Below are 14,231 nucleotides of genomic sequence, written 5' to 3' on the forward strand. Positions count from 1 at the left end.
AAGGAGGTGTTCCATGTTCAAGCCCCTGACGCTGGTCGCTGCCGTCCTCACCGCATTCAGCCTGAATGCCTTCGCCAAGACCGAACTGACCGTGTACACGGCCCTCGAAGCCGAGCAGCTCAAGACCTACAAACAAGCTTTCGAAAAAGCCAACCCCGACGTCGAGATCAAATGGGTGCGTGACTCCACCGGCATCATCACCGCCAAGCTGCTGGCCGAAAAAGCCCGCCCGCAGGCTGACGTGGTGTGGGGCCTGGCGGCGTCGAGCCTGGCGATCCTCGATCAGCAGGGCATGCTCGAGAACTACGCGCCGAAGGATCTGGACAAGATCGGCAAAAACTACCGTGACGCCGCCAACCCACCGGCCTGGGTCGGCATGGACGTATGGGCGGCGACCATTTGCTTCAACACCGTTGAAGCCGAGAAACAGGGCCTGACCAAACCGGTGAGCTGGCAGGACCTGACCAAACCCGAATACAAGGGCAAGATCGTGATGCCCAACCCGGCGTCGTCCGGCACTGGCTTCCTCGACGTCAGCGCCTGGCTGCAAACCTTCGGCGAGAAGCAGGGGTGGCAGTACATGGACGACCTGCACCAGAACATCGGCCAGTACGTTCACTCCGGCTCCAAGCCGTGCAAGCTGGCCGCTTCCGGGGAATTCCCGATTGGTATCTCGTTTGAATACCCGGCCGTGCAGTTGAAACGCCAGGGCGCGCCGCTGGACATCATCCTGCCCAAGGAAGGCCTGGGCTGGGACATTGAAGCCACCGCTGTGATGAAGGGCACCGCCCACGCCGACGCGGCCAAAAAGCTCGCCGACTTCTCCGCCAGCCCGGCGGCGATGGACCTGTACAAGGACAACTTCGCCGTGCTCGCCCAACCGGGCATCGCCAAGCCGCAGACCGAATTGCCGGCGGACTACGAGCAGCGCCTGATCAAGAATGACTTTGCGTGGGCGTCGAAAAACCGCGACGGCATCCTCACCGAGTGGCGCAAGCGCTATGACGGCAAGTCGGAGAAGGTGGCGGGCCAGTAAGGTTTTCTTTAAGGCTGATGGCCTCATCGGGAGCAAGCCCCCTCCCACATTTGAATGTGTTCGCACACCAACGGTGGGAGGGGGCTCGCCTGCGATAGCGGTCTTCAATTCAGGACATCACTCCATGACACAACACAGTGATCTGTTAATCGTCGGCGCCGGCATCCTCGGCCTGTCCCACGCCTACGCCGCCGCCAGGCGCGGCCTCAGGGTCAAGGTGTTCGAGCGCAGCGCCACGCCGCTGGGCGCCTCGGTGCGCAACTTCGGCCAGGCCCTGGTCACCGGCCAGCCGCCAGGCACGATGCTTGACCTGGCGCGGGAGAGCCGCGCCATCTGGGGGCACTGGGCCGAGGTCGCCGGGCTGCAACTCAAGCGCAATGGCGCGTACCTGTTCGCCCGCACCGAAGCCGAAGAGCACCTGCTCGAAGCCTTCTGCGCCGGGCGTGCCCGTGAGCACGGCTACAACGTCGAGCTGCTGCAGGGCACCGCGATGCGGAGCCTGTACGGCGGCCAGTTCCGTCATCACCGCGCCGCGCTGCATGGCAAGGACGATCAGCAACTGTACTCGCGCGAAGCGATCCCCGCGCTGATCCACTACCTCAGCCAGGCGCTGAACGTGGCGTTCTATTTTTCCACGCTGGTGCGCGACGTCGAACCTGGCCAGTTGCACAGCACGGCGGGGAGTTTTCGCGGTGAGCAGATCATTGTCTGCTCCGGCCACGACTACCAGACCCTGCTGGCCGAACCGATTGCCCAGCTCAACCCGCATATCTGCCGCCTGCAAATGCTGCGCGCCCGGCCTGCGCACAACCTGAACCTGCAACACGCCTTGCTCACAGGCCTCAGTTGCGTGCACTACGGCGCGTTTGCCGACTTGCCCGAAGCCGCGCCGGTGCAGGCGCAGATCCTGCGTGAGGCGCCGCACTTGCATGAACACGGCATTCACCTGCTGATCAGCCCCACGCCCCATGGCGAACTGATCATCGGTGATTCCCACGACTACGGCAGCGATGCCTCGCCGTTCAATGCCGAGCAGGTCGACGACTGGCTGATCGAACTGGCCGAGCAGACCCTGGGCGGCAAGGTCCAGGTGGTCGAACGTTGGCAGGGCGTGTATGGCTCGCGGGGGCCGGGGCCGTTTTCATTCCTGCGCGCGGCTCCGGGCGTGAGCGCGGCGTTGATGCACACCGGCGTGGGCATGAGCGTGGGCCCGGCGCTCGGCGAGCGCAATATCACTACGTTGTGGGGGAAGGCGTGATGGACCGGGAGCAGGCGATAGCCGCGGTATTCGGCTTGTACGAGCAGCACGGCACGGCGGATTACATCGGCGAGCCGGTGTCGCAGCTCGAGCACATGTCCCAGGCCGCGCAGCAAGCGATGGCCGAGGGCTTTGACGATGAAGTGGTGCTGGCGGCGTTCTTCCACGATATCGGCCACTTGTGCGGGCAGGGCGGCGAGAACATGGGCGGTTATGGCGTGGTCAGCCATGAGCGGCTGGGCGCGGACTACCTGCGCCGTGCCGGTTTCAGCGAACGCCTGGCCAAGCTGGTGGAGTATCACGTGCAGGCCAAGCGCTACCTGACCTTCACTCAGCCGCACTACTACGCGCGCCTGAGCGAAGCCAGCCTGCGCACGCTGGGTTACCAGGGCGGCGTGATGACGGCCGAAGAGGCCCAGACTTTCGAGCAGGATCCGCTCTGCGAGGTCAGCCTGCGCATGCGCCATTGGGACGAGCAGGCCAAGGCAATGCACGTGCCGGTCGTGGACCTGGAGTTATTGAAGTGCAAGGCCCGAAGGCTGCTGGGGTTGCCTGCATAAGATCGGCGCGATTCTCACGCAATACACAGCACAGGCGTCTGGAGTCAACCTTTCAGGGCTGAGTAAGGTGCTCCCTTTGAACAAGGGAGCCGTACTGATGCGTTATTTGAAAGTTTTCGTGAAGGACCAGAGTGCCAATGCTCAGGCCGACACCGTCACGTTGCTGTTTTTTCAACGAAGCCCACAGTTGCCGGACGAACTGGTGCGCAAGGCGACAGCCGTGGATATCTCGGCCGATGGCCTGGTCGATTATCAGATCACGGGAGACATCGATGGCAATGGTGTGTCCGACATGCAAGACCGCGCGCTGCTGAAGCACTTCGCCAACAGTGCATTGAAATTGGGCTGGCTCAGCCGACCCTCGATGCCGAATCGCTCGATAAACTTTTATGTGAGCCGCTTTGACACCGCCCACCACCCGGTGGATATCCGCCTGGATTTCTATCAGAACGAAAAGCCAGGGCTCGATAGGGAACGGCTCAATCTTAGCCTGACCGTCAGCGACCCTGACGGGAAGGGTGTTATGCAATTGGACGACGACACACTGCCCCATGACCAGTTCGACACGGTTGATCGGCAAGCCCTGCAACGCATGATCAACGGTTATCTGAAGCTGGGATGGCAGTAGTGGGCCGTTTCAGAGTGTGTGGGCCAGTGCTTCGACCTGTTCCTGGCGCTCGGCCTGGCTGAGCTTGGCGTAGGGGTTGAGGGACGACCACTGCGGATGGGCACGGGCCTTGTGCAGCGCGTCCGGCAGCTTGCCTTCGCGCCAGGTTTTGTCCTGGGGCGTGTCCACCTTGATGCTGTGCATCGCCGCATGGCCGCGCAGGTTCAGGGCCTTGAGCAACTGACGCTGGCGCAGGGCGAGCAGGCGCAACACGCTGTCGTCGACGGTCAGCTCGCGCTGGCCCTTGATCTTGCCCAGCAGGCGGCTGCCGTAGCTGCGCGCGGTTTGCAGCGCGCCACCGGCAATGGCGCCGGCAAGCGCGGCGGCGCCGAGGGTCAGGCCGCCGACCAGTAAATCCACGCCGGCACCCGCTGCTGCGCCGGCGGCGATCCCGCTGCCGACGCGCACGCCCAATTGCTTGAGGGTTTCCGGGTTGAACAGGTCATCGCCCCAGCGCCCGTCCAGCAGTGGCAGGTCGCTGGCGGCGGCGTCCTGGGGGCGGAAGCCGAACAGCTTGAGCAACGCCTCCACGCATTTTTGTTCGCGCTGGCGCACGGCCTTGCGCAGATCGCCGACGGCTTGCTGCTCATCTTCGGTAACCACGCTGCGTCGGCATGCGGCGCAATCAATCAACAGCTCGGCGATCAAGCGGGCGGCGCTTTGCTGGCGGGCCTGGCGTTGGGCGTCCTGGTCGAGAATCAAGCGTTCCAGTTGTGGTCGAGCGTTTTCCAGCAGCAGGGCCAGGCTTTCGTACAGGCGGCGTTCACCGTCTTCGGGCGGCGCCACGCTGTCGAAACGCACCAGCGCATGCAGGCCCAGGCGCGCCAGGGCCTCGCGCCAGTCCGGCTCGCGGTGCTCGCTGCTGCTGACAAAATTGAGCACCGGCAGCAACGGTTTGCCGCAACTGGCCAGTACCTGCAGCTCGTCGCGGTACTTGGCCAGCACCGGCTCGCGGGCGTCGATCACATACAGGCCGGCGTCCGAGGCCAGCAGTTGGCGCAGCACCTTGGCCTCCTGTTCGAAACGCTGGCGCGCTTCGCTGCCGTCGAGGAAGCGGGCCAGACGCGCCGGCCCATCAAGGCGTTCGCCGGGGCGGTCGAGGCGTTCCAGGTAGTCGAGCAGGGCGATGGCATCTTCCAGACCGGGCGTGTCGTACAGTTCCAGCAAGGCTTCGCCGTCCACCGACAGGCGCGCGCCTTCCACATGCCGCGTGGTACTGGGGCGATGGGAGACCTCGCCGAACCCCACGTCACGGGTGAGGGTGCGCAGCAGTGAGGTCTTGCCCACGTTGGTGTGGCCGACCACGGCAAGTGTCAGCGGTTTAGTCATGACCGGTCTCCAGCCAGTTCAGTGGCGCGCTGTCGGCGAAGGGCAGCTCCAACTGTTGCAGCGCGCTGTGCCAATCGCCCAGGCGCTCGGCGTCCAGCGCCTGGCCGGGCGGCGCTTGCAGCAGCCACACGCGGGTGGCGGTGGCACTGCGCGCCAGTTCGGCGATCAGCGCCAGACTGCCGCGATCCGGCGAGCGGCGCGGGTCGCAGGCGATGGCCAGGCGCGCGGGCGGGAAGCGCGAGAGTTGTTCCAGCAGCGTGTTGCGTGATTCGCGGCTGTCGAGGATGCCGGCGTGCTTAACGTTGGCGGGCAGTTTCGGCGGCCAGCTGCGCTGATCGTCCAGTTCGATGGCCACCAGCAGGGCGCCGTCGCTCGCCAGGTCGCTGATGCCGCCGGTGACGTGATGCAGCTGTTGTGGCGCGGCATCGTTGACCCCAAGGCGCTCGCTGCTCGGCATCAGCCGCTCGCGCAGTTGACTGTAGCCGGGCAGGTTGAGGTCCAGGCTCAGGGCGGCGCGCCCGTGTTTCCAGCGCCACAGGCACAGCAGGGCGAGGACCAGTCTAGGCAGCACGCCGTACACCAGCGATACACCGACCAGCCAGGCCGCCCAAGCCTGGCGGGCGCTTTCGACAGTCAGCGCGGCGTCGCCGCTGGCACGGATCATCTCGACGTTGGGCACGTTGAAACCGAGCGCGGCGGGCACGGCGCCGAGGGCCTGGGTCACGGCGACAAAGCTGTCGGCACCGAGGAGGGTGGTTTCCCACACGAAGCCGTAGCGGCGGGTGGCGAGCAGTGTCAACACAATCACCAGGGCGCTGAGCAGGGCCAGCAGCCACAGGCTGTTGACCAGCACGCCGACCGCCCAGCGATTGAGTTTGCGGCGCTGCAACAGCAGCAACAGGGCGGGCGCCAGCTGCGCGGCCTTGGCGTCGCGGGCAAGTTTTTCGCTGAGCCACAGCCACAGGCGCCCGAGGCTGGCGCTGTGTTCGCCGGCAAACAGCAGGCCCAGTGCCCAGCTCATCAACAGGATCAGGTTCAAACCAAGCAGGCTGCCCAGGGCCCAGAACACATTCACGGGCACAAGGCCGTTACCCAGCGCGGCAAACCCCAGGCCGGCGCCGCTGATCACGGCGACGATGGCCAGCAACACCAGCGCCAGACGCGCACCTTGCAGCCAGCGGGTGAGGGCGGCGCTCAGCCCGTCGCGCTCGGCCAGGTGCAGGGCGCGGTGCACAATGCGCGTCGGCAGGTCGCCACCGGCCGTGCGGGCCAGGCGGTTGGCTTCAAGGTCTTCCAGCGGGCCGGCGTGTTCTTCGCGCAGGCGCACGGTTTCCGTCAGCCAGAGTTTTTGCAGGGGGGTCAGTGCAGTCACGCGCGGTCCTGGTGTGTTCGTGAGCCTGGAGCATAACCGCTGGCTCGCACCTCTGGTATTCTCGTCGCCATGAAAAAAACTCTCCCTTTAAGCCTGATCGCAGCCCTCGGTGAAAACCGCGTGATCGGCGTCGACAACAGCATGCCCTGGCACTTGCCGGGGGATTTCAAATATTTCAAGGCCACCACCCTCGGCAAGCCGATCATCATGGGGCGCAAGACCTGGGATTCCCTCGGCCGACCGTTGCCGGGGCGCTTGAACCTGGTGGTCAGCCGTCAGACCGATCTGGCGCTTGAAGGTGCGCAAGTTTTTCCGTCACTGGAGGCGGCGTTGCAACGCGCTGAACAATGGGCGCTGGCGCAAGGTGTGGACGAGCTGATGCTGATCGGCGGCGCGCAATTGTATGCGCAGGCGCTGGAACAGGCGGATCGGCTTTATCTGACGCGAGTGGCGCTGAGCCCGGAGGGGGATGCGTGGTTTCCCGAGTTTGATCGCAGCCAGTGGAGGCTGGTGTCGACGGTTGAGAATGCGGCCGAGGGGGATAAGCCGGCGTACAACTTCGAAGTGTGGGAAAAAGCCTGACCTGGGGGAGCGGCTGGCAGTACCGCAGCGAGTAAAGGTTTCGTTGGATGACCTATGAACTCGAGTTTGATGCACGCGCTTTGAAGGAGTGGCACGAACTGGGCGATACCGTTCGTCAGCAGTTTAAAAAGAAGTTGGTTGAAATATTGATCAATCCACGCATTGAGGCCAGCCGTCTGCATGGTTTGCCCGTAGATAGGCGTGAGCGTGATGAGGTTTACCGAAAAGCGGATGATCGTTTGAGCTTGCAGGGAGTGAACTCCCTGCCCGCTTATTTCGTCAGGCCTGCGCTAACTCGGCATGCTCATCGGCCTCCAGCAAGGCCTTATCCGTCTGCCCCATGACCTGGCTGGTAATCGCACCCGCCGTCATCGAGCCGTTCACGTTCAGCGCCGTGCGGCCCATGTCGATCAGCGGTTCCACTGAAATCAGCAGCGCCACCAGTGACACCGGCAAGCCCATCGCCGGCAGTACGATCAACGCGGCAAAGGTCGCGCCGCCGCCCACGCCGGCCACACCGGCCGAACTCAAGGTCACAATCGCCACCAGGGTCGCGATCCACAGCGGGTCCAGCGGGTTGATGCCCACGGTCGGCGCCACCATCACCGCCAGCATCGCCGGGTAGAGACCGGCGCAGCCGTTCTGGCCGATGGTCGCGCCGAACGAGGCGGCAAAGCCGGCGATGGATTGCGGGATGCCCAGGCGACGGGTCTGCGCCTCAATGCTCAACGGAATCGTCGCCGCGCTGGAGCGGCTGGTGAAGGCAAAGGTCAGCACCGGCCACACCTTGCGGAAAAAACGCAGCGGGTTGACCCCGGCCAGCGACAGCAGCAGGCCGTGCACCACAAACATCAGGCCCAGCGCCAGGTACGACACCAGCACGAAACTGCCGAGCTTGATGATGTCCTGCAGGTTGGAGCCGGCGACCACCTTGGTCATCAGCGCCAATACACCATACGGCGTCAGTTTCATCACCAGGCGCACCAGGCGCATCACCCAGGCTTGCAGGGTGTCGATGGCGTTGACGACCTTGCGGCCTTTTTCCACGTCGTCCTTGAGCAGTTGCAGTGCGGCAACCCCGAGGAACGCGGCGAAGATCACCACGCTGATGATCGACGTCGGCTTGGCCCGGGCCAGGTCGGCGAACGGGTTGGCCGGCACGAACGACAGCAGCAATTGCGGGACATTCAGGTCGGCGACCTTGCCCGCGTAGTCGCTTTGGATCACTTGCAGACGCGCCATTTCCTGGGTGCCGGCCACCAGCCCTTCGGCGGTGAGGCCGAACAGGTTGGTCAGGCCGATGCCGATCAATGCCGCAATCGCCGTGGTGAACAGCAGCGTGCCGATGGTCAGGAAGCTGATCTTGCCCAGGGACGAGGCGTTATGCAGGCGCGCCACGGCACTGAGGATCGAGGCGAACACCAGCGGGATCACGATCATTTGCAGCAGTTGCACGTAGCCGTTGCCGACCAGGTCGAACCAGCCGATCGAGGCCTTGAGCACCGGGTGCCCGGCGCCGTAGATGGCGTGCAATACCACACCGAACGCAACGCCAAGCGCCAAGGCAAGCAGCACCTTTTTCGCCAGGCTCCAGTTCGTGCGACGGGTTTGTGCCAGGCCTAGCAGCAGGGCCACGAACACCAGCAAGTTGAGGATCAGGGGCAGATTCATTGAAGCTCCAATGAGAAGGCAGCCAATCGCGAGAGCCTGCGATTGCGAACCGGGGAGGCTAACACCTTGAAATATATTGATTTAATACCGATATGGAATGGTGACTGTCGTTTTTGGAATAAGCGAGTGACGTTCAAGCGTATGCGCCTGCCGCAATCACGAAGCGCGCGGTCGTGCACGACATGGGAACTGTCACAGGGATTTGTTAGGGTCGGTGTCTTTCAACTCAGGGAATCAACGCCTATGAAGCTCGCGCCGAAACTTCTTGCCGCCGCACTTTGCCTCGGTCTCGCCAGTCAGGCGTTCGCTGCCACCGAGTTGAAACACTGGCCCGCGCCGGCCGCCAAGCAACTCAACGAAATGATCGCGGCCAACGCCAACAAGGGTAACTACGCGGTCTTCGACATGGACAACACCAGCTACCGCTACGACCTCGAAGAATCCCTGCTGCCTTTCATGGAAAACAAGGGGCTGATTACCCGTGACAGTCTCGACCCCTCGCTCAAGCTGATGCCGTTCAAAGACACCGCCGAGCACAAGGAGAGCCTGTTCAGTTACTACTATCGCCTGTGCGAAGTGGACGACATGGTCTGCTACCCGTGGGTGGCCCAGGTGTTCTCCGGCTTCACCCTCAAGGAGCTGAAGGTGCAGGTGGATGAGCTGATGGCGTCCGGCAAACCGGTGCCGGTCAGCTATTTCGAAGGCGACGGGGTGAAGCAATCCGAGGTGCAGCCGCCGAAGGTCTTCACCGGCCAGGCCGAGCTGTACAACAAGCTGATGGAAAACGGCATTGAGGTGTACGTGATGACTGCCGCGTCCGAGGAGCTGGTGCGCATGGTCGCGGCCGATCCGAAGTACGGCTACAACGTCAAACCCGAAAACGTTATCGGCGTAAGCACCCTGCTCAAGGACCGCAAGACCGGCGAGCTGACCACCGCACGTAAACAGATCGCTGCCGGCAAGTATGACGAGAAGGCCAACCTCGGCCTGGAGCTCACCCCCTACCTGTGGACCCCGGCGACCTGGATGGCCGGCAAGCACGCAGCGATCCTCACCTACATCGACGAATGGAAAAAACCGGTGATCGTCGGCGGCGACACACCGACCAGCGATGGCTACATGCTGTTCCACGACGTGGACGTGGCCAAGGGCGGCATCCACCTGTGGATCAACCGCAAGGACAAATACATGACCCAACTGAACGGCATGATGGCCAGGCACGCAGCGGCGCAGGCCAAGGAAGGGCTGCCGGTGACGGCGGACAAAAACTGGGTGATTGTGAAGCCTGAGGAGATTCAGTAACTCCGGGTGTACACGGGCAACTGTGGGAGGGAGCAGGCCCCCTCCCACATTTTTGATCCTCATTGTCCGGGGATTTTCTCCAGGCAAAAAAATGCCCCGCACCTGGCGGGGCATTTTTATGGGCGAGGTTTAAAGGCCGTCGAGCATCGCCTTGTTGCGCACCGCGCCCTTGTCGGCACTGGTGGCCAACAGCGCGTAGGCCTTCAAGGCGGTGGTGACTTTGCGCGGACGCTTCTCCACCGGCTTCCAGCCCTTCTTGTCCTGCTCGACCCGGCGTGCCGCCAGTTCTTCATCGCTGACCAACAGGTTGATCGAGCGGTTCGGAATGTCGATCAGCACCTTGTCGCCATCCTGCACCAGGCCAATCGCGCCGCCGGCAGCGGCTTCCGGTGAAGCGTGGCCGATGGACAGGCCCGAGGTGCCGCCGGAGAAACGGCCATCGGTGAGCAGGGCGCAGGCTTTGCCCAGGCCCTTGGACTTCAGATAGGACGTGGGGTAGAGCATCTCCTGCATGCCCGGGCCGCCTTTCGGGCCTTCGTAGCGGATGATCACGATATCGCCTTCCTTCACTTCGTCAGCGAGGATGCCGCGTACCGAGCTGTCCTGGCTTTCGTAGATTTTGGCGCGACCTTCGAACACATGGATCGACTCATCCACGCCGGCGGTTTTCACCACGCAACCGTCGAGGGCGATGTTGCCGTACAGCACGGCCAGTCCGCCTTCCTGGGAATAGGCGTGCTCGACGCTGCGGATGCAGCCGTTTTCACGGTCGTCGTCCAGGGTGTCCCAACGGGTCGACTGGCTGAACGCGGTCTGGGTGGGGATGCCCGCCGGGCCGGCCTTGAAGAAGTGATGCACCGCTTCGTCGTCCGTCTGGGTGATGTCCCATTTGGCGATGCCTTCGGCCAGGGATTTGCTGTGCACGGTCGGCAGGTCGGTGTGCAGCAGGCCGCCACGGGCCAGGGAACCGAGGATCGAGAAGATCCCGCCGGCGCGGTGCACGTCTTCCATGTGGTACTTCTGGATGTTCGGCGCGACCTTGCACAGTTGCGGCACATGGCGGGACAGACGGTCGATGTCGCGCAGGTCGAAATCGATCTCGGCTTCCTGAGCGGCGGCCAGCAAGTGCAGGATGGTGTTGGTGGAACCGCCCATGGCGATGTCCAGGGTCATGGCGTTTTCGAACGCCTTGAAGTTGGCGATGTTGCGCGGCAATACCGAGTCATCGTTCTCGGTGTAGTAGCGCTTGCACAGCTCGACGATGGTGCGGCCGGCCTGCAGGAACAGCTGCTCGCGGTCGCTGTGGGTGGCCAGCGTCGAACCGTTGCCCGGCAAAGCCAGGCCCAGGGCTTCGACCAGGCAGTTCATCGAGTTGGCAGTGAACATGCCGGAGCACGAACCGCAGGTCGGGCAGGCGCTGCGCTCGTATTCCGCGACCTTCTCGTCAGAGGCGCTGGAATCGGCGGCGATGACCATGGCGTCGACCAGGTCCAGGCCGTGGGAGGCGAGCTTGGTTTTGCCCGCTTCCATCGGGCCGCCGGACACGAAGATCACCGGGATGTTAAGGCGCAGGGCGGCCATCAGCATGCCGGGGGTGATTTTGTCGCAGTTGGAGATGCACACAATGGCGTCGGCGCAGTGGGCGTTGACCATGTATTCGACGGAGTCGGCGATGATCTCGCGGCTCGGCAGCGAATACAGCATGCCGTCATGGCCCATGGCGATGCCGTCGTCCACGGCGATGGTGTTGAATTCTTTCGCTACGCCGCCAGCGCGTTCGATCTCGCGGGCAACCAGTTGGCCCAGGTCCTTGAGGTGCACGTGGCCGGGCACGAACTGGGTAAAGGAGTTGGCAATCGCGATGATCGGCTTCTTGAAGTCGTCATCCTTCATCCCCGTGGCACGCCACAGTGCGCGCGCGCCGGCCATGTTGCGGCCGTGGGTGGATGTTTTCGAGCGGTAATCTGGCATGGAGCACTCCGGGCGGCTAATCAGGTTCTTGAGGGGAGTGAGCTTCTATGGACGTTTGACACACTCAGAAAATGGCTGTGTGCGCAAAAGTGGCCTCTCGCGTTGCGGGATCGCCGCATGCCTGGGCCTTGAGCTCATAAACCCGCCGGGGGATGACTGGCGATGAATAGGGCCGATTCTACACCGCTGGCGGCTGGAGGGAATGGCCGTCTGCCTGTAGGCGCGAGCAAGCTCGCGCTTACAGATGATGGGGTTTCAATCAGCTATTGGGCAACAACCGGCAGGTAATGCTCTTGATATACCGCGTCTCGACAATCGCCGGGTGCACCGGGTGGTCCGGGCCCTGGCCGCCGCGTTCGAGCATCTGGATGTTGCGGTCCAGGTGGCGGGCGCTGGTGAGGAGGATGTTTTGCAGGTCGTCTTCCGGCAGGTGCATGGAGCACGAGGCGCTGACCAGGATGCCGTCCTTGCTGAGCAGGCGCATGGCTTGTTCGTTCAGGCGGCGGTAGGCGCCTTCGCCGTTTTTCATGTCTTTTTTGCGTTTGATGAAGGCCGGTGGGTCGGCGACGATCACGTCGAAGCGTTCTTCGCTGGCTTTCAGTTCTTTCAGCGCTTCAAAGACGTCGCCTTCAATGCAGGTCATCTTCTCGGCCACGCCGTTCAGCGCGGCGTTGCGCTCGACGCCGTCGAGGGCGAAGGACGAGGCGTCGACGCAGAACACTTCACTGGCGCCGAACGCCGCAGCCTGCACGCCCCAGCCGCCGATGTAGCTGTACAGGTCGAGTACGCGTTTGCCCTTGGCGTATGGGGCCAGGCGGGCGCGGTTCATGCGGTGGTCGTAGAACCAGCCGGTCTTCTGGCCCTGGATCACCGGGGCTTCGAATTTCACGCCGTTTTCTTCCAGGGCGACCCACTCCGGCACCAGGCCGAACACGGTTTCGACGTAACGGTTGAGGCCTTCGGCGTCGCGCGCGGCGGAGTCGTTCTTGAACAGGATGCCGCTGGGCTTGAGCACCTGGGTGAGGGCGGCGATCACGTCGTCTTTATGGGCTTCCATGGTCGCGGAAGCGATCTGCACCACCAGGATGTCGCCGAAACGGTCGACCACCAGACCCGGCAGCAGGTCGGAATCGCCGTAGACCAGGCGGTAGAACGGCTTGTCGAACAGGCGGTCACGCAGGGACAGGGCGACGTTGAGGCGGTGCACCAGCAGCGACTTGTCCAGCGGCAACTTGATGTCGCGCGACAGCAGGCGGGCGCAGATCAAGTTGTTCGGGCTCATGGCCACGATGCCCAGGGTCTTGCCGCCGGCCGCTTCGAGGATGGCCTGGTCGCCCGCCTGGAAGCCGTTGAGTGGGGTGGCGGCCACGTCGATTTCGTTGCTGTAGACCCACAGGTGGCCGTTGCGCAAACGACGATCGGCGTTGGCTTTGAGACGCAGGCTTGGCAGGGACATGACGTCGCTCCGGAAAAAAGAGCGGGAGTATACCGTGTTGTGCAGTAACTCGCCCCGCCGCCGGACATGTTTCAGTTCGGTATTTGGGTGTCGGCGAAGTCTTCATAAAGGTTAGAATCGCCACCTAGCCCAGAGTGTGTACTTATGTCCCAAGAGCTTTCCGCCGAGCAGATCCAGCAGGCCTTGCAAGGTATCAGCGTACCGCCCCAACCGCAGATCATGGTGGACTTGCAGATGGAGCAGTACATGCCCGACCCGGACCTGGGCGTGATCGCCCGGTTGATTTCCCAAGACCCGGGCCTGTCCGGCGCGCTGCTGAAAATCGTCAACTCGCCGTATTACGGCCTGAGCAACAAGATCGCCTCGATCCAGCGCGCGGTGAACCTGCTGGGCAGCCGTTCGATCATCAACCTGATCAATGCGCAGTCGATCAAGGGCGAGATGAGCGATGACACCATCGTCACCCTCAATCGCTTCTGGGACACCGCCCAGGACGTGGCCATGACCTGCCTCACCCTGGCCAAGCGCACCGGCTCGCAGACTGTCGATGAAGCCTATGCCCTGGGCTTGTTTCACGACTGCGGCGTGCCGCTGATGCTCAAGCGCTTCCCCGACTACATGACGGTGCTCGAGCAGGCCTACGCCAATGCCGGCGCCGACTGTCGCGTGGTGGACACCGAGAACAACGCGTTCAACACCAACCATGCGGTGGTTGGCTACTACACGGCCAAGTCCTGGCGCCTGCCGGAGCATGTGACCGACGCCATCGCCAACCACCACAATGCGCTGGCGATTTTCAGCGATGAGTCCTCGCGCACTCCGCAGCTGAAAAACCTGCTGGCGATCCTGAAGATGGCCGAACACATCTGTTCCTCCCATCGCGTGCTGGGCGGTCAGGCAGAGGACCATGAGTGGAACGCCATCGGCCACCTCGTGCTCGATCATGTCGGCCTGTCGGACTACGACTTTGAAAGCATGAAGTTGTCGATCCGCGAGCTGGGCGCGAACTGACCCGTCAGCCAGGAGC

12 protein-coding genes and 1 pseudogene are annotated in these 14,231 nt (G+C 63.2%); 8 read left to right on the top strand and 5 right to left on the bottom strand.

The annotated features are described in order from the left end of the window. Positions 1–13: 13 nt before the first annotated feature. The 4 genes from TU79_RS02140 to TU79_RS02155 all read left to right on the top strand — a co-directional run bounded on the left by TU79_RS02140 (position 14) and on the right by TU79_RS02155 (position 3,482). Entirely contained in the window at positions 14–1,036 is a 1,023-nt protein-coding gene (locus tag TU79_RS02140) for a putative 2-aminoethylphosphonate ABC transporter substrate-binding protein (protein ID WP_057006484.1), read from the top strand. A gap of 124 nt (positions 1,037–1,160) precedes the next feature. Continuing rightward, positions 1,161–2,294, top strand: a complete 1,134-nt coding sequence (locus TU79_RS02145; RefSeq protein WP_057006485.1) for a TIGR03364 family FAD-dependent oxidoreductase — start codon at positions 1,161–1,163, stop codon at positions 2,292–2,294. Then, complete coding sequence (locus TU79_RS02150) at positions 2,294–2,854, top strand: phosphonate degradation HD-domain oxygenase (protein ID WP_057006486.1); 561 nt, start codon at positions 2,294–2,296, stop codon at positions 2,852–2,854. Before TU79_RS02145 ends, TU79_RS02150 begins: the two co-directional genes overlap by 1 nt. 97 nt (positions 2,855–2,951) lie before the next feature. After that, complete coding sequence (locus TU79_RS02155) at positions 2,952–3,482, top strand: thiol-disulfide oxidoreductase DCC family protein (RefSeq protein WP_057006487.1); 531 nt, start codon at positions 2,952–2,954, stop codon at positions 3,480–3,482. Between the two features lie 9 nt (positions 3,483–3,491). Here TU79_RS02155 and TU79_RS02160 read toward each other — a convergent pair whose 3' ends face one another. Together TU79_RS02160 and TU79_RS02165 are read right to left on the bottom strand one after the other, a co-directional pair. Next, entirely contained in the window at positions 3,492–4,850 is a 1,359-nt protein-coding gene (locus TU79_RS02160) for a DUF3482 domain-containing protein (RefSeq protein WP_057006488.1), read from the bottom strand. Beyond that, positions 4,843–6,222 carry a DUF2868 domain-containing protein gene (locus tag TU79_RS02165; protein WP_057006489.1) on the bottom strand — a complete coding sequence of 460 codons (1,380 nt, stop codon included), beginning with the start codon at positions 6,220–6,222 and terminating at the stop codon, positions 4,843–4,845. Before TU79_RS02165 ends, TU79_RS02160 begins: the two co-directional genes overlap by 8 nt. Positions 6,223–6,291: 69 nt before the next feature. Between TU79_RS02165 and TU79_RS02170 the strand changes: the two genes are divergently transcribed. Continuing rightward, positions 6,292–6,804, top strand: coding sequence for a dihydrofolate reductase (locus TU79_RS02170; protein ID WP_057006490.1), 513 nt, complete (start codon positions 6,292–6,294; stop codon positions 6,802–6,804). Positions 6,805–6,851: 47 nt separating this feature from the next. After that, a pseudogene (locus tag TU79_RS24980) lies at positions 6,852–7,046 on the top strand (type II toxin-antitoxin system RelE family toxin); the annotation flags it as partial. A 37-nt stretch (positions 7,047–7,083) separates the two neighbouring features. Here TU79_RS24980 and TU79_RS02175 read toward each other — a convergent pair. After that, the gene (locus TU79_RS02175; RefSeq protein WP_057006491.1) at positions 7,084–8,475 is read right to left on the bottom strand and encodes an L-cystine transporter; all 1,392 of its coding nucleotides are present in this window, start codon (positions 8,473–8,475) and stop codon (positions 7,084–7,086) included. 243 nt (positions 8,476–8,718) lie between these two features. Between TU79_RS02175 and TU79_RS02180 the strand changes: the two genes are divergently transcribed. Further along, on the top strand, positions 8,719–9,777 hold the full coding sequence (locus TU79_RS02180; protein WP_057006492.1) for a hypothetical protein: 1,059 nt from the start codon (positions 8,719–8,721) through the stop codon (positions 9,775–9,777). Between the two features lie 129 nt (positions 9,778–9,906). On the opposite strand, the gene ilvD is transcribed toward TU79_RS02180, so the two are convergent. Together ilvD and TU79_RS02190 are read right to left on the bottom strand one after the other, a co-directional pair. Beyond that, positions 9,907–11,748, bottom strand: a complete 1,842-nt coding sequence (gene ilvD, locus TU79_RS02185) for a dihydroxy-acid dehydratase (RefSeq protein ID WP_057006493.1) — start codon at positions 11,746–11,748, stop codon at positions 9,907–9,909. Between the two features lie 259 nt (positions 11,749–12,007). Then, positions 12,008–13,204 (bottom strand): class I SAM-dependent rRNA methyltransferase, encoded by a 1,197-nt coding sequence (locus tag TU79_RS02190; RefSeq protein ID WP_057006494.1) that lies wholly within the window; start codon positions 13,202–13,204, stop codon positions 12,008–12,010. 144 nt (positions 13,205–13,348) lie between these two features. Here TU79_RS02190 and TU79_RS02195 point away from each other — a divergent pair, with 144 nt between their 5' ends. Further along, positions 13,349–14,215, top strand: a complete 867-nt coding sequence (locus TU79_RS02195; protein WP_057006495.1) for an HDOD domain-containing protein — start codon at positions 13,349–13,351, stop codon at positions 14,213–14,215. Positions 14,216–14,231: the final 16 nt, after the last annotated feature.

Origin of the sequence: Pseudomonas trivialis (assembly GCF_001439805.1) — a bacterium.
Classification (GTDB): Bacteria; Pseudomonadota; Gammaproteobacteria; order Pseudomonadales; family Pseudomonadaceae; genus Aquipseudomonas; species Aquipseudomonas trivialis.